This is a genomic window from Pseudomonas sp. ArH3a, assembly GCF_022648765.1.
Taxonomy (GTDB): domain Bacteria; phylum Pseudomonadota; class Gammaproteobacteria; order Pseudomonadales; family Pseudomonadaceae; genus Aquipseudomonas.
On record NZ_CP080330.1, the window covers coordinates 735596 to 756228 of the forward strand.

At 61.5% G+C, this 20633-nt stretch carries 15 protein-coding genes; 4 read left to right on the plus strand and 11 right to left on the minus strand.

The genetic code is table 11. The features are described from left to right. Window positions 1-101 precede the first annotated feature (101 nt). Both gltB and K0P33_RS03265 read left to right on the plus strand, forming a co-directional pair. Window positions 102-4547: a glutamate synthase large subunit gene (gene gltB, locus K0P33_RS03260; RefSeq protein ID WP_242154001.1), complete on the plus strand. Its 4446-nt coding sequence runs from the start codon at window positions 102-104 to the stop codon at window positions 4545-4547. A 32-nt stretch (window positions 4548-4579) separates the two neighbouring features. Further along, window positions 4580-5998, plus strand: coding sequence for an FAD-dependent oxidoreductase (locus tag K0P33_RS03265; RefSeq protein ID WP_094949287.1), 1419 nt, complete (start codon window positions 4580-4582; stop codon window positions 5996-5998). 62 nt (window positions 5999-6060) lie between these two features. On the opposite strand, the gene K0P33_RS03270 is transcribed toward K0P33_RS03265, so the two are convergent. Together K0P33_RS03270 and K0P33_RS03275 are read right to left on the minus strand one after the other, a co-directional pair. Beyond that, window positions 6061-9150, minus strand: a complete 3090-nt coding sequence (locus K0P33_RS03270) for an efflux RND transporter permease subunit (protein ID WP_242154003.1) — start codon at window positions 9148-9150, stop codon at window positions 6061-6063. A 3-nt stretch (window positions 9151-9153) separates the two neighbouring features. Beyond that, window positions 9154-10320 (minus strand): efflux RND transporter periplasmic adaptor subunit, encoded by a 1167-nt coding sequence (locus K0P33_RS03275; RefSeq protein ID WP_242154005.1) that lies wholly within the window; start codon window positions 10318-10320, stop codon window positions 9154-9156. Window positions 10321-10560: 240 nt separating this feature from the next. Between K0P33_RS03275 and hemE the strand changes: the two genes are divergently transcribed. Beyond that, entirely contained in the window at window positions 10561-11628 is a 1068-nt protein-coding gene (gene hemE / locus K0P33_RS03280) for a uroporphyrinogen decarboxylase (RefSeq protein ID WP_094949284.1), read from the plus strand. A 143-nt stretch (window positions 11629-11771) separates the two neighbouring features. On the opposite strand, the gene K0P33_RS03285 is transcribed toward hemE, so the two are convergent. After that, window positions 11772-13040, minus strand: a complete 1269-nt coding sequence (locus K0P33_RS03285; protein ID WP_242154006.1) for an MFS transporter — start codon at window positions 13038-13040, stop codon at window positions 11772-11774. A gap of 124 nt (window positions 13041-13164) precedes the next feature. On the opposite strand from K0P33_RS03285, the gene K0P33_RS03290 reads away from it, so the two are divergent. Then, the gene (locus K0P33_RS03290; RefSeq protein ID WP_242154008.1) at window positions 13165-14058 is read left to right on the plus strand and encodes a LysR family transcriptional regulator; all 894 of its coding nucleotides are present in this window, start codon (window positions 13165-13167) and stop codon (window positions 14056-14058) included. A 57-nt stretch (window positions 14059-14115) separates the two neighbouring features. Here the strand turns inward: K0P33_RS03290 and K0P33_RS03295 are convergent, their stop codons facing one another. Genes K0P33_RS03295 through K0P33_RS03330 form a run of 8 tightly spaced genes read right to left on the minus strand, consistent with a single transcriptional unit; the run spans window position 14116 to window position 20621 of the window. Continuing rightward, a complete protein-coding gene (locus K0P33_RS03295) occupies window positions 14116-14565 on the minus strand; it encodes a hypothetical protein (protein ID WP_242154010.1) in 450 nt (149 codons plus the stop codon). A 26-nt stretch (window positions 14566-14591) separates the two neighbouring features. Then, on the minus strand, window positions 14592-15818 hold the full coding sequence (locus tag K0P33_RS03300; RefSeq protein WP_094949280.1) for a beta-ketoacyl-ACP synthase: 1227 nt from the start codon (window positions 15816-15818) through the stop codon (window positions 14592-14594). After that, window positions 15818-16546, minus strand: coding sequence for a 3-oxoacyl-ACP reductase FabG (gene fabG, locus K0P33_RS03305; protein WP_242154013.1), 729 nt, complete (start codon window positions 16544-16546; stop codon window positions 15818-15820). Before fabG ends, K0P33_RS03300 begins: the two co-directional genes overlap by 1 nt. After that, window positions 16543-17004, minus strand: coding sequence for a hotdog family protein (locus K0P33_RS03310; RefSeq protein WP_242154015.1), 462 nt, complete (start codon window positions 17002-17004; stop codon window positions 16543-16545). The genes fabG and K0P33_RS03310 overlap by 4 nt, the downstream gene beginning before the upstream one ends. Beyond that, complete coding sequence (locus K0P33_RS03315; protein ID WP_094949278.1) at window positions 17001-18167, minus strand: beta-ketoacyl-[acyl-carrier-protein] synthase family protein; 1167 nt, start codon at window positions 18165-18167, stop codon at window positions 17001-17003. Before K0P33_RS03315 ends, K0P33_RS03310 begins: the two co-directional genes overlap by 4 nt. Beyond that, the gene (locus K0P33_RS03320) at window positions 18164-18646 is read right to left on the minus strand and encodes a hypothetical protein (RefSeq protein ID WP_242154017.1); all 483 of its coding nucleotides are present in this window, start codon (window positions 18644-18646) and stop codon (window positions 18164-18166) included. Before K0P33_RS03320 ends, K0P33_RS03315 begins: the two co-directional genes overlap by 4 nt. Next, window positions 18643-19377, minus strand: coding sequence for a class I SAM-dependent methyltransferase (locus K0P33_RS03325; protein WP_094949276.1), 735 nt, complete (start codon window positions 19375-19377; stop codon window positions 18643-18645). The genes K0P33_RS03320 and K0P33_RS03325 overlap by 4 nt, the downstream gene beginning before the upstream one ends. Beyond that, on the minus strand, window positions 19374-20621 hold the full coding sequence (locus tag K0P33_RS03330; RefSeq protein ID WP_242154019.1) for an NAD(P)/FAD-dependent oxidoreductase: 1248 nt from the start codon (window positions 20619-20621) through the stop codon (window positions 19374-19376). Before K0P33_RS03330 ends, K0P33_RS03325 begins: the two co-directional genes overlap by 4 nt. Between the last annotated feature and the right edge of the window lie 12 nt (window positions 20622-20633).

The window sequence follows — 20633 nt, forward strand, 5'->3', positions numbered from 1 at the left end:
TTGCCCCCGCTAAGCCGGCGTACGTTCGGCGTGGAAGGTAACCGGTTGAATTAAAAAGAAATTTGCCTCGGTATAAGAGGCAGCCTGGTGAGAAAGTGTCTATGAAAGCAGGTCTGTACCAACCCGATGAATTCAAGGATAACTGCGGTTTCGGCCTGATAGCCCACATGCAGGGCGAGCCCAGTCATACCCTTTTGCAAACGGCCATCGAGGCCCTGACCTGCATGACCCACCGCGGTGGGATCAACGCCGACGGCAAGACCGGTGACGGTTGTGGCTTGCTGATTCAAAAGCCCGACCAGTTCCTGCGCGCTGTCGCCAAAGAGCAATTTGCGGTCGACCTGCCCAAGCAATACGCCGTGGGCATGGTTTTCTTCAACCAGGACCCAGTCAAAGCCGAAGCCGCTCGCGAGAACATGAACCGCGAGATCCTCGCTGCCGGCCTGCAACTTGTCGGCTGGCGCAAAGTGCCGATCGACACCAGCGTGCTCGGCCGCCTGGCCCTGGAGCGCCTGCCGCAGATCGAACAAGTGTTCATCGCAGGTAGTGGCCTGAGCGACCAGGACATGGCGATCAAGCTGTTTACCTCGCGTCGTCGTTCGTCAGTGTCCAACGCCTTGGATACCGACCACTACATCTGCAGCTTTTCGCACAAGACCATCATTTATAAAGGCCTGATGATGCCGGCGGATTTGACCGCCTTCTATCCAGACCTGAGCGATGAGCGCCTGCAAACCGCAATCTGCGTGTTCCACCAGCGCTTCTCCACCAACACCCTGCCGAAATGGCCGCTGGCCCAGCCATTCCGCTTCCTCGCCCACAACGGCGAGATCAACACCATCACCGGCAACCGCAACTGGGCTGTGGCCCGTCGCACCAAGTTCGCCAACGACTTGATGGACCTCGAAGAGCTCGGCCCGCTGGTCAACCGTGTGGGCTCCGACTCCTCCAGCATGGACAACATGCTCGAGCTGATGGTCACCGGCGGCATTGACCTGTTCCGTGGCGTGCGCATGATCATTCCGCCAGCGTGGCAGAACGTCGAGACCATGGACCCGGACCTGCGTGCGTTCTACGAGTACAACTCGATGCACATGGAGCCGTGGGACGGCCCGGCCGGCGTGGTAATGACCGACGGCCGCTACGCGGTGTGCCTGCTCGACCGTAACGGTCTGCGCCCGGCGCGTTGGGTCACCACCACCAACGGTTTCATCACCCTTGCGTCGGAAATCGGCGTATGGGACTACAAGCCTGAAGACGTTATCGCTAAAGGCCGCGTAGGCCCTGGCCAGATCCTGGCCGTGGACACCGAAACCGGGCAGATCCTCGACACTGACGCCATCGACAACCGCTTGAAGTCGCGTCACCCGTACAAGCAATGGCTGCGCAAGAACGCCCTGCGCATCCAGGCGACCATGGAAGACAACGACCACGGTTCGGCTTTCTATGACGTCGACCAACTCAAGCAGTACATGAAGATGTACCAGGTCACGTTCGAAGAGCGCGACCAAGTGCTGCGCCCGCTCGGCGAGCAAGGCTACGAGGCGGTCGGCTCCATGGGCGATGACACGCCGATGGCCGTGCTGTCCCAGCGTGTGCGCACGCCATACGACTATTTCCGCCAGCAGTTCGCCCAGGTGACTAACCCACCGATCGACCCGCTGCGCGAAGCCATCGTGATGTCGCTGGAAGTGTGCCTCGGTGCCGAGCGCAACATCTTCCAGGAGTCGCCTGAGCACGCCTCCCGCGTGATCCTCAGCTCGCCAGTGATCTCGCCAGCCAAGTGGCGTTCGTTGATGACCCTGGAGCGCCCAGGCTTCGACCGCCAGATCATCGACCTGAACTACGACGAGAGCCTCGGCCTTGAAGCCGCTGTGCGTAACGTCGCCGATCAGGCTGAAGAAGCGGTGCGTGCCGGTCGTACCCAGATCGTGCTGACTGACCGTCATATCGCTCCAGGCAAGTTGCCGATCCACGCTTCCCTGGCGACCGGTGCGGTGCACCACCGCCTGACCGAAAAAGGCCTGCGTTGCGACTCCAACATCCTCGTCGAAACCGCCACAGCCCGCGACCCGCATCACTTTGCGGTGTTGATCGGTTTCGGCGCCTCGGCGGTTTATCCGTTCCTGGCGTACGAAGTGCTCGGTGACCTGATCCGTACCGGTGAAGTGCTGGGCGACCTCTACGAGGTGTTCAAGAACTACCGTAAAGGCATCACCAAGGGCCTGTTGAAGATCCTGTCGAAGATGGGTATCTCCACCGTCACGTCCTATCGCGGCGCTCAATTGTTCGAAGCCATCGGCCTGTCTGAAGAAGTCTGCGAGCTGAGCTTCCGTGGCGTGCCGAGCCGCATCAAGGGTGCGCGTTTCGTCGACATCGAAGCCGAACAGAAAGCCCTGGCCGCCGAAGCCTGGAGCGCGCGCAAGCCGATCCAGCAAGGCGGCCTGCTCAAGTTCGTGCACGGTGGCGAATACCACGCCTACAACCCGGACGTGGTCAGCACCCTGCAAGCCGCTGTGCAGCAGGGCGACTACGCCAAGTTCAAGGCATACACCGCGCTGGTGGATAACCGCCCGGTGTCGATGATCCGCGACCTGTTCAAGGTGAAAACCCTGGACACGCCGCTGGCCATCAGCGAAATCGAGCCGCTGGAATCGATCCTCAAGCGCTTCGACTCCGCGGGTATTTCCCTCGGCGCCTTGTCGCCTGAGGCCCACGAAGCCCTGGCCGAAGCCATGAACCGCCTGGGTGCGCGTTCCAACTCCGGCGAAGGCGGTGAAGACCCGGCGCGCTACGGCACCATCAAAAGCTCGAAAATCAAGCAGGTCGCGACTGGCCGTTTCGGTGTAACCCCGGAATACCTGGTCAACGCCGAAGTGCTGCAGATCAAAGTCGCCCAGGGCGCCAAGCCCGGTGAAGGCGGCCAACTGCCAGGCGGCAAGGTCAACGGTTTGATCGCCAAGCTGCGTTATGCGGTGCCGGGTGTGACCCTGATTTCGCCGCCGCCGCACCACGACATCTACTCGATTGAAGACTTGTCGCAGCTGATTTTCGACTTGAAACAAGTCAACCCGCAGGCGCTGGTCTCGGTGAAACTGGTAGCCGAAGCCGGCGTGGGCACCATCGCCGCTGGCGTGGCCAAGGCCTATGCCGACCTGATCACCATCTCCGGCTACGACGGCGGCACCGGCGCTTCGCCGCTGACGTCCATCAAGTACGCCGGCGCGCCGTGGGAACTGGGCCTGGCTGAAACTCACCAGACCCTGCGCGGCAACGACCTGCGCGGCAAAGTCCGTGTACAAACTGACGGCGGCCTGAAAACCGGCCTCGACGTGATCAAGGCTGCGATCCTCGGCGCCGAAAGCTTCGGCTTCGGCACCGCGCCAATGATCGCCCTGGGCTGCAAATACCTGCGCATCTGCCACCTGAACAACTGCGCCACCGGCGTCGCGACTCAGAACGAGAAGCTGCGTAAGGATCACTACATCGGCACCGTCGACATGGTGGTGAATTTCTTCACCTACGTCGCCGAAGAAACCCGTGAGTGGTTAGCCAAGCTGGGCGTGCGCTCGCTGGAAGAGCTGATCGGGCGTACCGATCTGCTGGAAATCCTCGAAGGCCAGACTGCCAAGCAACAGCACCTGGACCTGACGCCGCTGTTGGGCAGCGATCACATCCCGGCAGACAAGCCGCAATTCTGCCAGGTGGAGCGCAACCCGCCGTTCGACAAAGGCTTGCTGGCCGAGAAGATGGTCGAGATGGCCAGCGCCTCGATCAACGACGCCAGCGGTGGCGAATTCGCCTTGGATATCTGCAACTGCGACCGCTCCATCGGCGCACGCATCTCCGGCGAAATCGCGCGCAAGCACGGCAACCAAGGCATGGCGAAAGCGCCGATCACCTTCCGCTTCAACGGCACTGCGGGCCAGAGCTTCGGCGTGTGGAACGCCGGCGGCCTGCACATGTACCTGGAAGGTGACGCCAACGACTACGTGGGCAAGGGCATGACCGGCGGCAAGCTGGTGATCGTTCCGCCTAAAGGCAGCATCTACAAGACCCAGGACAGTGCCATCATCGGCAACACCTGCTTGTACGGTGCCACCGGCGGCAAGCTGTTCGCCGCCGGTACGGCCGGTGAGCGTTTCGCCGTGCGTAACTCCGGTGCCCACACCGTGGTGGAAGGCACTGGCGATCACTGCTGCGAGTACATGACCGGGGGCTTTGTCGCGGTACTGGGCAAGACCGGTTACAACTTCGGTTCGGGCATGACCGGCGGTTTCGCCTACGTGCTCGACCAGGACAACACCTTCGTCGACAAGGTCAACCACGAGTTGGTCGAGATCCAGCGGATCAGCGGTGAAGCCATGGAATCCTACCGGAACCACTTGCAGCACGTGCTGGACGAATACGTCGAGGAAACCGGCAGCGAATGGGGGCGTAACCTCGCTGAAAACCTCGATGATTACCTGCGTCGTTTCTGGCTGGTCAAGCCCAAGGCTGCCAACCTGAAATCGTTGCTTTCCAGCATCCGTGCCAACCCGCAGTGATATGCGCCTGAACAGTTTGATGAGGTTTTAACATGGCTGAACGTCTGAATAACGACTTCCAGTTCATCGATGTCGGGCGCAAAGATCCGAAGAAGAAACTGTTGCGTCAACGCAAGAAAGAGTTCGTGGAAATCTACGAGCCCTTTAAACCCCAGCACTCGGCCGACCAGGCCCACCGCTGCCTGGGTTGCGGTAACCCGTATTGCGAATGGAAGTGCCCGGTGCACAACTTCATTCCCAACTGGCTAAAATTGGTGGCTGAGGGCAACATCCTCGCCGCCGCCGAGCTGTCGCACCAGACTAACACCCTGCCGGAAGTCTGCGGCCGGGTGTGCCCGCAGGATCGTCTGTGCGAGGGTGCTTGCACCCTTAACGACGGCTTCGGCGCGGTGACCATCGGTTCGGTGGAGAAGTACATCACCGACACCGCGTTCGCCATGGGCTGGCGCCCGGACATGTCCAAGGTCAAGCCGACCGGCAAGCGTGTCGCGATCGTTGGAGCAGGCCCGGCGGGCTTGGGCTGCGCCGACGTGTTGGTGCGTGGCGGCGTGACCCCGGTGGTGTTCGACAAGAACCCGGAAATCGGCGGTCTGCTGACCTTCGGCATCCCCGAGTTCAAGCTGGAAAAAACCGTACTGAGCCACCGTCGCGAAGTGTTCACCGGCATGGGTATCGAGTTCCGTCTCAATACCGAAATCGGTAAAGACATCACCATGGAGCAACTGCTCGCCGAATACGATGCGGTGTTTATGGGCATGGGCACCTACACCTACATGAAGGGCGGCTTTGCCGGTGAGGACCTGCCGGGCGTTTACGACGCGCTCGACTTTCTGATCGCCAACGTCAACCGCAACCTGGGCTTTGAAAAGTCGCCGGAAGATTTCGTCGACATGAAAGGCAAGAAGGTTGTGGTGCTCGGCGGTGGTGACACCGCGATGGACTGCAACCGCACCTCGATCCGCCAGGGCGCCAAGTCGGTGACCTGTGCGTACCGTCGTGACGAAGCCAACATGCCAGGCTCGCGCAAAGAGGTGAAGAACGCCAAGGAAGAAGGCGTGAAATTCCTCTACAACCGCCAGCCGATTGCCATCGTCGGTGAAGACCGTGTCGAAGGCGTGAAGGTGGTCGAGACCCGTCTCGGCGAGCCGGACGCCCGTGGCCGTCGCAGCCCTGAACCGATCCCGGGTTCTGAAGAGATTATCCCGGCTGACGCCGTGGTCATCGCCTTCGGTTTCCGCCCAAGCCCGGCGCCGTGGTTCGAGCAGTTCGAAATCCAGACCGATAGCCAGGGCCGTGTCGTAGCCCCGGAACAAGGCCAGTACAAGCACCAGACCAGCAACCCGAAAATCTTCGCCGGTGGCGATATGGTTCGGGGTTCTGACCTGGTGGTAACCGCGATCTTCGAAGGGCGTAATGCCGCTGAAGGGATCCTGGATTACCTGGGCGTCTAGGCCCGGCTAAGCCACACACAAAAGCGGGCGTGTTCTTTACGGACAAGCCCGCTTTTTGCGTTTCAGCGACGGCGGGTTTTCACTCGCTTCGTCACCTCCACAAAAAACACCGGTACAAACACCACGGCCAACGTCGCGGTGATCATCCCGCCGATCACGCCCGTGCCGATGGCCTGTTGGCTTTGCGAACTGGCACCGGTGGCAATGGCCAGGGGCACCACGCCAAGGATGAACGCCATGGAGGTCATCACAATCGGCCGCAACCGCTGCCGCGCGGCTTGCAGGGTGGCGTCGACCAGGTCGTGGCCCTCGTCGTAGAGGCTCTTGGCAAACTCGATGATCAAGATCGCGTTTTTCGCCGACAGGCCAATGATGGTGATCAAACCGACCTTGAAGAAGACGTCGTTGGGCATCTCGCGCAGGGTCACCGCCAGCACGGCACCGAGCACGCCCAGGGGCACTACCAGCAGGACTGACGTCGGGATCGACCAGCTCTCGTACAGCGCCGCCAGACACAGGAACACCACCAGCAGCGACAAGCCGAACAGGATCGGCGCCTGGTTGCCCGACAAACGCTCCTGCAATGACAGCCCCGTCCATTCCTGCCCCAGCCCGGCAGGCCCTTGCGCCACTAGGCGCTCGATTTCCGCCATGGCTTCGCCGGTGCTGTAGCCGGGCGCCGGTTCGCCGGAAATGCTGATCGCCGGGTAGCCGTTGTAGCGGTTCAGTTGCGCCGGCCCTTTAATCCAATTGGCCTGGACAAAAGCCGACAGCGGCACCATTTGTCCCTCGTTGTTGCGTACGTGCATCTTCAGCAAGTCCTCGACCTGCCTGCGTTGCTCGCCTTCAGCCTGGACCACCACCCGTTGCATGCGGCCCTGATTGGGGAAGTCATTGATATAGGCCGAACCGATGCTGGTGGACACGACGTTGCCGATATCGGCAAAGGCGACACCCAGCGCATTGGCATGTCGGCGGTCGACTTCCAGTTTTACCTGGGGCGCTTCGGCCAGCGCGCTTTCGCGCACATTGATCAGGATCGGGCTGGCTTGAGCGGCCTCCAGCAAATCGCTGCGTGCCTGCATCAATGTCGCGTACCCAAGGCCGCCACGGTCTTGCAGGCGGAACTCAAACCCGCTGGAAGTGCCAAGCCCGTCAATCGGCGGCGGCAATACGACGAACACTTCGGCGCCTTTGATTTGGCTGGCCACCGCGTTCGCCCGTTCGGCGATCGCGGCCGCCGTGTCATTGCTGCCCCGCTGCGACCAATCCTTGAGCACCGTGTAACCCAGCCCGGCATTCTGCCCGCTGCCGGAAAAACTGAAACCGAGCACAAAGGTGCTGTTGTCCACACCCGGCTCGGTGGCGTTGTGTGCTTCGATCTGCTTGATGACCTCGATCGTGCGGCTTTGGCTCGCCCCGGGAGGCAGTTGAATATCGGTGATCGTATAGCCCATGTCTTCGACTGGAAGAAACGAGGAGGGCAGACGATTGAAACTCACCACCAGCACGATCAGTAGCGCGGCATAGATGAACAAATAGCGGCCACTGCGTTTCAAGGCCTGTGCGACCCAGCCCTGATAGCGCTCGGTCAGTTGTTCGAATCGGCGGTTGAACCCGGCGAAGAATCCGCGGGCCTTGTGCTCACCCGGTGCAACGGGTTTCAGTAGCGTGGCGCACAGTGCCGGTGTGAGGGTCAGGGCAAGGAACGCCGAGAACAGAATCGACGTGGCCATGGTCAGGGAAAACTGCTGGTAAATGATCCCGACCGAACCTTGCATGAACGCCATCGGAATAAACACGGCCACCAGCACCAGGGTGATGCCGACGATGGCGCCGCCGATTTGTTTCATCGCCTTGCGCGTGGCGTCCCTGGGTGAGAGGCGCTCCTGAAGCATGATGCGTTCGACGTTCTCCACCACCACGATGGCGTCGTCCACCAGAATGCCGATGGATAGCACCATGCCGAACATGGTCAGCACATTGATGGAGAACCCCAGCACCTGCATGAGTGCAAAGGTGCCCATCAGGGCCACCGGCACAACCAATGTCGGAATCAATGTGTAGCGGATGTTTTGCAAGAACAGGTACATCACGGCAAACACCAGCACCATCGCTTCGAGCAAGGTGTAAACCACTTTGGTGATCGAGACTTTGACGAAGGGCGAGGTGTCGTAAGCGATCTGGTATTTCATGTCTGCCGGAAAGTAGCGCGTCAACTCATCCATTTTCGCGCGCACCAGCGTCGCAGTACTCAATGCGTTGCCGCCGGGTGTCAGTTGCACGCCCAATTCGCTGGAAGGCTGGCCGTTGAGGCGAGTACCGAACTGGTATTCCTGGCTGCCGATCTCGACCCTGGCAACATCACCTATGCGCACGCTGGCCCCATTGGGCTGGGCACGCAGCACAATATCGGCGAATGCTTCAGGGCTCGACAGTTGGCCGTCTACGAGGATGCTCGCAGTGATTTCCTGGCTGCCGGCGACCGGCAGCTCCCCGAGGCTGCCGGCGGCTATCAGGGCGTTCTGCGCGATGATCGCGGCATTCACGTCCGCCGCTGTCAGGTTGAAGGCAATCAGCTTTTGCGGATCGACCCAAATACGCATGGCACGCTCGGCGCCGAACATCTGCACCTTGCCGACGCCGTCCAGACGTTTGATCTCATTGACCACGTTGCGCGCCAGGTAATCACTGAGGGACACGTTGTCGACGTCATCGCTGGTGCCGATCAGTGAGATGAACAGCAGGAAACCCGTGGAAACTTTCTCCACGCGCAAGCCCTGTTCTATCACCGCTTGCGGCAGGCGCGACTCGATGACCTTCAAGCGATTGAGCACGTCGACCTGCGCCAGCTCAGGGTTGGTGCCGGGTTTGAAGGTCGCGGTGATCGTGGCGGAGCCTTGGCTGCTGCGCGATTCAAAATACAGCAGGTGATCAGCCCCGCTGAGCTCTTCTTCGATCAGGCTGACGACACTTTGGTCCATGGCCTGCGCCGACGCGCCGGGGTAGGTGGCAACGACCTCGATTTTGGGCGGTGCAATGTTGGGGTATTGCGCCACGGGCAACTGCGAAATCGCCAGGACACCGGCCAGCACGATAAACAGCGCAATGACCCAGGCGAATACCGGGCGATCGATAAAGAATTGCGGCATAAGCTAGCGTCCTGCTGACTGACCAATAGCTTGGTCGAGTGGAAGAGCGGCGTTGTCGAGCACGACCTGCTCGCCTGGTCGGGCATGCTGCAGGCCTTCGACGACGATGCGGTCGCCGGCGCTGAGGCCGTCGGTGACGACCCACCGGTTCTGGTGCACCGCGCCCAGTTGCACGGTTTTCAGGCTCACGCGCAGTTGGTCATCCACGAACAGCACCTGTGGCAACCCCGCGCTGTTACGCAGGATGGCGCGCTGCGGCACGCTGATGCCTTGTTGGTCGATGGCGTGCTCCAGCCGCACACGCACAAAGCTGCCGGGCAGCAAATCGAGGTCGGGGTTGGGAAATTCGCTGCGCAGGATGATCTGGCCGGTGCCGGGGTCGACGGCGATGTCGCTGAACAGCAGCTTGCCGGGCAACGGGTACGCGCTGCCGTCGTCCTGGAGCAAGGTGGCTTTGGCCTGGCCTGGGCTCAATTGCTGCAACTGGCCGGAGCGGAATGCGCGGCGCAGTTCGTTGAGTTCACGGGTCGATTGCGTGAGGTCGACATGGACCGGGTCCAGTTGCTGGATCAGCGCCAGCGGGGTTGATTCGTTCTGGCCGACCAAGGCGCCTTCGGTCACCAAGGCGCGCCCGATACGCCCGGAGATGGGCGCGGTAACGGTGGCGTAACCCAAATTAAGACGCGCGCGTTGTACCAAGGCCTCATTGGCCGCGACGTCAGCCTCGGCCTGCCGTGCGCCCGCCCGTGCGTTGTCATATTCCTGAGCACTGATCGCATTGCCTGAGATCAACTGGCGGTAGCGCTGTTCTTGCTGGCGCGCGCGTGAAGCATCGGCTTGAGACCTTTTGAGCCCGGCCAGCGCGCTATCCAAGTCAGCTTGGAGCGGCGCCGGGTCGATGTAGAACAGCACGTCGCCCTGTTTTACGTCAGCGCCTTGCGCGAACACACTTTTGAGCACCACCCCAGCTACCCGAGCGTTTACCTGGGCCGTTCGTGGTGCCGCAATGCGCCCACTGAGCTCGCTGGTGATAGACAGGGGTTTGGCTTGCAGGGTTTCGGTGCTCACCTTTACGGGGGCGGATGCCTGCGGCTCGGTTGCCGGAGTGCAGCCGCTCACAGCAATCGCCAACACCAGTGAACCTGATGCGAAACGCAGTTTTCTATACATCGACATGCCTCCATAAAGAGGCATGGATGCTAGGAACGAGCAGTTAATTTGCTGTTAAGTCGACGTTGCAAGAGTGCGAGCAAATGTGACGTTTAGTTTCAAGTTATTGCAGCGAAGAGGCTCAAGTGCGAGGTCCAATCACCGCGACAAATTGACCCGATAGACAAAAGGCACGGCTCACTCCGTGCCTTTTGCGTCGCGCTCTGAGAAAATGCCCGTACTTTTTTTGCGGATGCCGACATGACTGCCCTCAAGAACGACCGTTTCCTTCGTGCCCTGCTCAAGCAACCCGTAGATGTCACGCCCGTGTGGATGATGCGTCAGGCCGGTCGCTACCTGCCGGAATACCGCGCCAGTCGCGCCAATGCCGGCGACTTCATGAGCTTGTGCATGAACCCGGAGTTCGCCTGCGAAGTCACGATGCAGCCGCTGGACCGCTACCCACAACTGGACGCGGCCATCCTTTTCTCCGATATCCTCACCATCCCTGACGCCATGGGCCAAGGCCTGTACTTTGAAACCGGCGAAGGCCCGCGTTTCAAGAAAGTCGTCAGCACCCTCGCCGACATCGAAGCCCTACCGATCCCTGATCCGCACAAAGACCTCGGTTACGTGATGGACGCCGTCAGCACCATCCGCCGCGAGCTGAATGGCCGTGTGCCGCTGATTGGCTTCTCCGGCAGCCCATGGACCCTGGCCACCTACATGGTCGAAGGCGGCTCGTCGAAAGACTTCCGCAAGACCAAGGCCATGCTCTATGACAACCCACAAGCCATGCACCTGCTGTTGGACAAACTGGCCCAGTCGGTGACCAGCTACCTCAACGGCCAGATCATGGCCGGTGCGCAAGCGGTGCAGATCTTCGACACCTGGGGCGGCAACCTGTCGTCGGCGGCGTACCAGGAATTCTCCCTGGCCTACATGCGCAAAATCGTCAGCGGCCTGATCCGCGAACACGAAGGCCGCAAAGTACCTGTGATCATGTTCACCAAAGGTGGTGGCCTGTGGCTGGAAAGCATCGCCGACGCCGGTGCCGATGCACTCGGCCTGGACTGGACCTGCGACCTCGGTGACGCGCGCAGCCGCGTTGGCAACCGGGTGGCGCTGCAAGGCAACATGGACCCCACCGTGCTCTACGCCAAGCCGGAAGCGATCCGCACCGAAGTCGGCCGCATCCTGGCCAGCTACGGCAAGGGCAGCGGGCACGTGTTCAACCTCGGCCATGGCATCACGCCGGAAGTGAACCCGGAACATGCCGGCGCGTTCCTGCGCGCGGTGCATGAGCTGTCGGCGCAGTACCACGAGTAATGAAAAAGCCCGGCAGTGCCGGGCTTTTTATTAGGGTGTACACAAAACAAATGTAGGAGCTGGCTTGCCTGCGATAGCGGTGGTGAATTCACTACCGCTATCGCAGGCACGCCAGCTCCCACATACAGCAAATCGCGTCAGGCCTATACATTCCCCAGCGGCGCCAGCTTCGCCAGCTTCAACGCCACCAACAGCGCGCCAATCAACAGCGCCACGATAAACCCACCAATCCCATTCCACCCGGCAAAATGCCAGAAGAACCCACCCGCCGTACCCGCAATACTCGAGCCCACGTAGTAGCAGAACAAGTACAGCGACGACGCCTGCCCCTTGGCCTTGACTGCGCGGCGGCCGATCCAGCTGCTGGCCACCGAGTGGGCGCCGAAGAAGCCGAAGGTAAAGATCAGCATGCCCGGCACCACCAGCCATAGCGGGGTGAACAGTGTCAGTAACATCCCCGAAAGCATCAGCACGATGGTGCCCCACAACACACGACGACGGCCGAGCCGATCAGCCAGTGAGCCGATTTTCGCCGAGCTGTAGATGCCCGAGAGGTACACCAGCGACAGCAGGCCGACCAGGGCTTGGCTTAATTCGTAAGGCGAAGCCAGCAGGCGATAGCCGATGTAGTTGAACATCGTCACGAACGCACCCATCAGCAGGAACGCTTCGAGGAACAACCACGGCAGGCCCGCGTCCTTGAAGTGCATGACAAAGCCATCCAGCAGGTTGCGTGGCTTGAGGCTGCTGGCGCGGAAGTTGCGCGACTCGGGGAGGATCTTCCAGAACACCGTGGCCGCGATCAGCGCCAGGGCGCCGATGATCAGCGTGGCGGTGTGCCAACTGACGAAGTCGATCAGCACGCCCATGATCAGGCGCCCGCTCATGCCGCCAATCGCGTTGCCGCCAATGTAGAGCCCCATGGCCAGGCCGATGTGTTGCGGGTGAATCTCTTCGCTCAGGTAGGTCATCGCTACAGCGGCCAGACCGCTCAGTGACAAACCCACCAACGCGCGCATCAGCAGAATCCCTTCCCACGTCGGCATCAAGCCACTGGCGATGGTCGCCAGCGCGGCACAGAACAACGCGGACACCATCACGGGCTTGCGCCCCAGCCGGTCGGAAATCGGCCCGGTGATCAGCAATCCCAAGGCAAGCATCGCCGTGGCAACCGATAGGATCAGGCTGCTTTGCGCCGCATTGATGGAAAACTCGTGGGACAGCGCTGGCATCATCGGCTGCACGCAATACAGCAGCGCAAAGGTCGCAAACCCACCGGAGAACAGCGCCAGCACGGTGCGCATGAACATCGGCGTGCCTTTTTCGATGAACTGCTCGTTGAGCTGTGCCACCACCTCATCTAAGGCGGTAGGCGGGATGTCTTGAGCAGATGGAGCGACAGCAGATTTCACGGGGACCTCGGCGAGGGAAAGCCTGCCAGGACTGGCAATGCAAAAAAGAATATAGCTGCCTAATGATTCTTTCCAATATATTATTCGACCTGTTTGATAGCTTTAACGACCTAATGAGGTTTGCATGGAATTGCGTCACCTGCGGTACTTCATCGCCGTCGCCGAAGAGCTGCATTTTGGCCGTGCCGCGCAGGTACTGGGCATCTCGCAACCGCCGCTGAGCCAGCAGATTCAGGCGCTGGAGCAAGAGGTGGGCGCGCGCTTGTTTGAGCGGACCAATCGTCGGGTCGAGCTGAGTGAGGCGGGGCGGTTGTTCCTGCACGAGGCGCGGTTAGTGCTGGCGCAGGTCGACAAGGCGGCGGACGTGGCCCGGCGCGCGCAGTTGGGCGAACTGGGGGAGTTGAAGATTGGCTTCACCTCGTCGGCGCCGTTCAATTCCAGCATTCCGCAGGCGATCTTTGCGTTTCGTCAGGCGTTCCCGGCGGTGCACCTGAACCTGCAAGAGATGAGCAGCACCGAAGTGGCCGAGTCGCTGGTGGATGAGTCGATCCAGGTCGGGCTTATGCGGCCGCTGCCGTTGCCCGACTCGCTTAGCGTCATCGAACTGATGCGTGAGCCTCTGGTCGCCGTACTGAATGCCGGCCACCCGCTGGTGGAAGGCAGCGAGCGCGGTTTGCACCTGGCGCAACTGGCGCAGGAGCCGTTTGTATTCTTCCCACGCACCTATGGCAGCGGCCTGTATGCGCAATTGCTCAACCTGGCCCGTGACGCCGGCTTCAGCCCGCACTTCGCCCAGGAAGCCGGAGAGGCGATGACCATCATCGGTTTGGTGGCGGCGGGGTTGGGTGTGTCGGTGCTGCCGGCGTCTTACCAGCGCATACGCATTGATGGCGTGGTGTATCGCACGTTGCTCGATCAGGAAGCGGTGACGGCCGTGTGGCTGGTGCAACGCAAAGGCGCGCAAACCCCGATGGCCAAGGCGTTTGTGGAACTTCTAACCCGTAAGGCGTTGGTATGACGGGCGAATAACCTGTGGCGAGGGAGCTTGCTCCCTCGCCACAGGAAAGCGGGTGTATCAGTTCTGCTTCGACGTCCCCGTCTGCTCAAACAACTGCGCCGCCGACCCCGGCTCATTCGCGCCATTGCTGCGCAAACCCGCCATGATGTCGCTGTCCAAGTTGTTCACCCAGCGGTTGTAGTTGCGATGGATCTTGCCGTCCTTGTAGCCCAGGTCGCGGCTGTCGCGGTAGGTGATGGCGTAGCTGTTGCGGGTGTAACGGATGTCGATGGCGGCGTAGTACTGGTTACGCACGGTGATTTCGGCCTGCACCAGTTGCGGGCTCAGACGTTGCACGGTCCACTCGCGTTTTTGCAGGGCGTTGACGATGACCTGCTTCATTTTGTCTTCGCTGACCTGGGTGTTGGCCGGCAGCGCGTGCTGGGTGTTGAGCACCGGTTTGTTGGTGCAACCGGCGGTGGTCAGCAACGCCAGGGTGATCAGGGTGGCGCGTAGCAAGGAAGACATTCCGTTTTCTCCAATCGATTAAAAATTCAGGACCAGCGGCGGAAGATCAGCGAGGTGTTGACGCCGCCAAACGCAAAGTTGTTGTTCATCACGTAATCGTTGTGCATTTCGCGAAAGCCACCTTGCAGGTAATCCAGCTCGCCGCATTGCGGGTCGACCGAATCGAGGTTGAAGGTGTGCACGTACTGGTCGCGGTTCATCATTTCAATGCTGAACCAGGACTCCAGTGCGCCGCACGCGCCCAAGGTGTGGCCGAGGAAGCTTTTCTGCGAGCTGATGGGCATGCGGCTGCCGAACAGGCTGCTGGTCGCCAATGTCTCGGCAATATCGCCTTGATCAGTGGCAGTGCCATGGCCGTTCACGTAGCCGATGGCCGAAGGCTCAAGCCCGGCATCTTCCAGGGCCAGTTCCATCGCGCGGCGCATGGTTTTCTGCTCCGGGCGGGTGGTGTGCTGGCCGTCGGCGTTGCTGCCGAAACCCACCAGCTCGGCGTGGATGTGCGCCCCGCGTGCCAACGCGTGTTCGAGTTCTTCGAGCACCAACATGCCGCCGCCTTCGCCGATCACCAGGCCATCGCGGCCGCTGTCGTAAGGGCGTGGGCTGGTCTGTGGCGCATCGTTTTTCAGGCTGGTGGCGTATAGCGCGTCGAACACCATCGCTTCGGTAGGGCACAACTCTTCCGCGCCGCCGGCGAGCATCAACGGCAGGCGACCGAACTTGATCGCCTCGTAGGCATAGCCGATGCCTTGGCTGCCACTGGTGCAGGCGCTGGACGTCGGGATCAGCCGCCCAGTGAGGCCAAAGAAGATGCTGATATTCGCCGCCGTGGTGTGCGGCATCATGCGCACATAGGAGTTGGCATTCAGCCCCTCGGCCACGGAGTTCAGCAGCATATTGCCGAACGCCTTGATCTCATCGGTGCTACCGGTGGACGAGCCACAGGCCACGCCCATACGCCCGTCCTTGATCGACTCGTCGCCGAGCAAGCCGGCGTCCTGCAGCGCCTGCTCTGCCGCCCACACGGCCAGGCGCGAGACGCGGCCCATGCTGCGCAGTTGCTTGCGCGTCCAATGGGCAGGCACCACGAAATCGTCGATGGGCCCGGCCAGTCGCGTGTTCAGTTCGGTGAAACGGTCCCACTCGTCCATGCGCCGAATGCCGCTGCGGTTGGCGCGAAAGTTGGCGGCGATGGTGTCCCAGTCGCAGCCCAGGGAGGTCATGCCGGCCATGCCGGTGACGACGACGCGCTTCATCAGCACAGGCCTCCGTTCACGGCCAACACCTGGCGCGTGATGTAGCCAGCCTCGGCCGACATCAGGAAATTCACTGCACCGGCGACTTCTTCCGGCGTGCCCATGCGCTGTGCCGGGATCATTTTCATCAGCTCTTCTACCGGCACGTTTTCATCCAGCATCGCAGTGTCGATCAAGCCGGGCGCCACACAGTTGACGGTGATTTTGCGCTTGCCCAATTCAATAGCGAGGGCCTTGGCCGCGCCGATCAAGCCGGCTTTCGACGCGCTGTAGTTGACCTGCCCACGGTTGCCGATCAGCCCCGACACCGAGGTGATGCACACGATACGGCCGGCGGCGCGACGACGAATCATCGGCATCATTACCGGGTGCAGCACATTGTAGAAACCGTCGAGGTTGGTGCGCATCACCACGTCCCAATCGTCTTCGGACAAGGCTGGGAACGCACCGTCGCGGGTCAGGCCGGCATTGAGCACCACGCCGTAGTAGGCGCCATGTTGCTCCACGTCGGCCTCAAGGATTGCCTTGCAGCTGGCGCGATCCGCCACATCGAATTGCAGCACGCGAGCCTTGCGGCCCAAGGCTTCAATCTCGACCTGCACCGCGTCCGCTTCAACGCGGCCACTGCGGCAATGCAGCACGATGTCATGCCCGGCCTGCGCCAGGCGCAGGGCAATGGCGCGGCCGATGCCACGGCTGGAGCCGGTGACCAGTACGGATTCAGTCATGGCGTTTCGTCCTTCGGTTCATCTAAATAATTGGCCGCCTGTGGCGGTCGAAATACGTTCAAGCGTGCGCTGGCCTGGATACCGTCGCCGGTGAGGTGGCATTCGAACACACCCATGCCGTTGTCGTCTTCCAGCGAGCGCAGGCCGTGGATGCGCAACTCGGCGCCTGCCGGGAAGTGTTCCACGTTGCACTCGAACTTGCGGGTGCCGAGCAGGAAGCCCAATTCCACCGCATCGCCTTTCTGGCGCGCGCGGCACCCGGCATAGGCGGCGACGCTTTGCGCCATCAGCTCGATGCCGACCCAGGCCGGCAGGCTGCCGTCCGCGCGGTTGAACAGGCCGCCGGGCTTGACGGTGAGGCGGGTGTGAATCTGCTCTTCATCGAACGACAACACCTGGTCGATCAGGATCATGTCGGCCGCATGGGGCAGCAGTTCGGCGAGTGGCCAATCGATCATGGGGCCTCTGCGATTATCAGGCTGACGTTATTACCGCCGAAAGCAAACGAGTTGCTCATCAGGCAGCGCTTTTTCAGGGTGTCGCCGGCCTGCGCCCATTGCAAGGCCGGCAGCGCCGGGTCGGCGTGGCCGTCCCACACATGCGGTGGTACCAAGCCGTGTGTCAGGCTCAGCCAGCAGAACGCCGCTTCCAGCGCGCCGGCTGCACCGAGCGTGTGGCCAGTCATGGGCTTGGTCGAAGAACAGGCCACGCCTTCGGGAAACAGGCTGGCGACAGCCAGGCTTTCCATGGCGTCGTTGTGTTGGGTGGCGGTGCCGTGCAGGTTCAGGTAACCGATGTGCTCGGGCGCAAGCTTCGCGCTGGCCAAAGCCTTGCGCATCGCCTGCAACGCGCCCTTGCCGGTGGGCTCGGGCGCGGAGATATGGTGCGCGTCGCAACTGGCGCCACTGCCCAGCAAAGCAATGGGTGCAGGTGTTTTAGTCATCAGAAACAGCACCGCCGCTTCGCCGATATTGATGCCATTGCGGTTCACTGAAAAGGGATTGCAGCGCTCGCTGGAGACGGCTTCCAGCGAGGTAAAACCGTTCAGCGTCAGCTTGCACAGGCTGTCGACACCGCCGCAGATCACCGCGTCACACATGCCCAGGTCCAGCAGGCGTTGAGCACTCATCAACGCGCGGGCGCTGGAGGTGCAGGCGGTGGAAATCACATAGGCCGGGCCGCTCAGTTGCAGCCAGTCGGCAAGGAAATTCGCCGGGGCGCTGAGTTCCTGTTGTTGGTAGTCGTAGTCGCCGGGGAATTGCTGGTCGCGCAGGTAATTGGCGATGCCACGGCTGGCTTCGTCAATGCCCGAAGTGCTGGTACCCAAAACCACGCCGACTCGCGATGCGCCGTAATCGTGGATTGCCTGGCGGATCTCGCTTTCAATCTGCAACGCCGCTTCCAGCAGCAACTGGTTGTTGCGGCTGCTTTGCTGGTTCAGTTCGACAGGGATAGTCGCTAGCTCGCTGCGCACGCCACCCACCGGCAACACACGTTCCGGCACCCAGCCGCTCTCGGCGCGCATACCGGAGCAGTCGCCGGCAAACAGGCTGCGGCTGACCTCGGCCTGGCCGCGCCCCAAGGCACAGATCACGCCCAGCGCATTTAGATAAGCTGTCATCGGGCAACCCCAAGCGGCGTGATGCGGTAGCTCAACGGCTGGCCCGTCATGTTCACGCTAAACACCTCGGAAGACTGATACACGATTTGCCAATGGCCTGGCAGCGTGCGCGTGAGGTCCATGGCTTGGGCGCTGGGGTACAGCGCGCGCACGTCATCCGCCGAGGTCAGGGCAAACAGCAGTGCGGCGAACAACTCGCGGGCTTGAGGGTTGGGCGGCAGCAAGCCATCGGCCTGCCACTGGCCATCTACCAGCTTTTGCCGGGCCTGGGGAATGCCCAGCGGGTCCATCATCGACCAGCGAATGGCTGCGCCTTCGCGCTGGATCACCAGCAGCCAATCCTGGCTCTGGCTGCCTGCCAGGCGCTGCACATGCAGTTGCATCGGCAAGGCCAGGGCTGGGGGTTTTTCCGGCAATGGCGGCTGGCTAGCGCAGGCGCTCAGCAGCAACAGGCAGCCGATCAACAGCAGGCGGATCATGGTGCGGCGCTCACTAAAGGCTTACGCGCCACGCAGTTCACCAAGGTCTCTTCACGCTGGCCCACCGGTGGCGGGTTGCGCAGGCCCCAGCGCTCGAGCAAGCCGAAATCGCTGGAACGGCTCCACCATAAGTACGGATACGAGACGTTCTGCGGGCCGAATTCAAAGCCCTGCTCGCGCAGCATTTGCAAATACTCTTCGGCGCTTTTCTGCACGTGCATCGGGTGGCGGAACAGCCAGCGAATCACCCAGGTGTCGATGTAGGCTTCGGTGGACTCGGCAAACAGCAAGTAGCCGCCCGGTTTGAGCACGCGGTAGAACTCTTTCAAGGCGCGATGCTGTTCCACCAGGTGGTGGAAGGTCTGGTGGCAGAACAGGATATCGACGCTTTCATCCGGCACTTGCAGGGTGGCGCAGTCGCTGCCGATCAGCTCGATGGTCAGGCCCTGGCGCGCGGCTTCGGCCTTGCTCAGTTCCAGGCTGTGAGGGTCGGCGTCCAGGCCGATCAGCCGCTGCGGCGCGAACACGTGCTGTAAATACTGGAACGATTTGCCCTGGCCGCAACCGGCGTCCAGCAACACCGGCGCTACCGGTAGTGGCTCGGTGAACAAGCTGCGCAGGTCGTTGATCGCCACGCGCAACACGTGATGCTGCCAGGTGTGGCTGCGCAGGAACCAGAAGCCGAACTTGGTTTCTTCGACGTAGTTTTTACTCAGGTATTGAGTGCTCATACTGTTTCGCCCGCACAAATCTCCGACAACATCCGCAACCGCCGCTTGGGCTCGCTGACAAACGGGTTGCGCTCATCCCACGCATAGCCGGCGAGGATCGAGCTGATCATCCGGCGAATCTCCGGCGAGCTGCTCGGGTGGAAAATCACATCCTGGAAGGTGCCGGCGTACCAGCCTTCGACGTAGCAACGGAAGGTATCGACGCCGCGCTTCAACGGCTCGGCAAACTCGGTTTGCCAATCCACTGTTTCGCCCTTGAGTTGGCGATGCAGCAGCCCCGCGGCCATGCTTGCCGAGCGCATGGCGATGGTCACACCGGAAGAAAACACCGGGTCGAGGAATTCCGCCGCGTTGCCCAGCAGCGCAAAGCCCGGGCCGTGCAGGGTTTTGACGTTGGCGGAGTAGCCACCGATGGTGCGCGCGGGCGTGTCCCACACGGCGTTTTGCAGCACGCCGGCAAGGCTTGGGGTTTCTGCGATAAAGCCGCGCAGGCAGGCGTCGAGGTCGCTGTCGCGGCCGTCGAAATGCTCCTTGGCCGCAACCACGCCCACCGAGCAGCGACCGTTGCTGAACGGGATGGTCCAGAACCAGATGTCACGCTGGGTGGGGTGGGTGGTGATCAGGATCTTGGTGCGGTCGAAGCCTGGGTGGTCGATGTGGTCTTCAACGTGGGTGAAAACCGCCTGACGCAGCGGGAAATTTGACGGTGCTTCCAGGTCCAGCAGGCGCGGCAGCACGCGGCCGTAGCCGCTGGCATCGAGCACGAACTTGGCCTTGAGGTGGTACTCGCTGCCATTCTCGCGGCGCACGTGCAGGTAGCGGCTTTCGCCGGCGAAGTCCACGCCGACGATGGTTTCGCCATAGCGAATGTCCACGCCTTGCACGGCGGCCTGGTCGGCCAGCAATTTGTCGAATTCGCCGCGCTGCACCTGGAAGGTGGTGGGCTTGCCGTTGCTGAACGTGTCACCAAAATCAAACGCGCTGTAGCGCTCGCCCCAGGCAAACGCGGCGCCGGTTTTCAGCTGAAAGCCTGCCGCCTGGACGGCCTCGAGCATGCCGGCTTCTTCGATAAAATCGATGCAGTGCGACAGCAGGCTTTCGCCAATCGAGAAACGTGGGAAATGCTGACGCTCGATAATCAATACATCATGCCCGTTGCGCTTTAACAGCGCGGCAGCGATCGCACCGGACGGGCCGGCACCAATCACCACCACCTGGCGACGTTCCATTTCAACTGTGGGCACGATGGCTCCTTG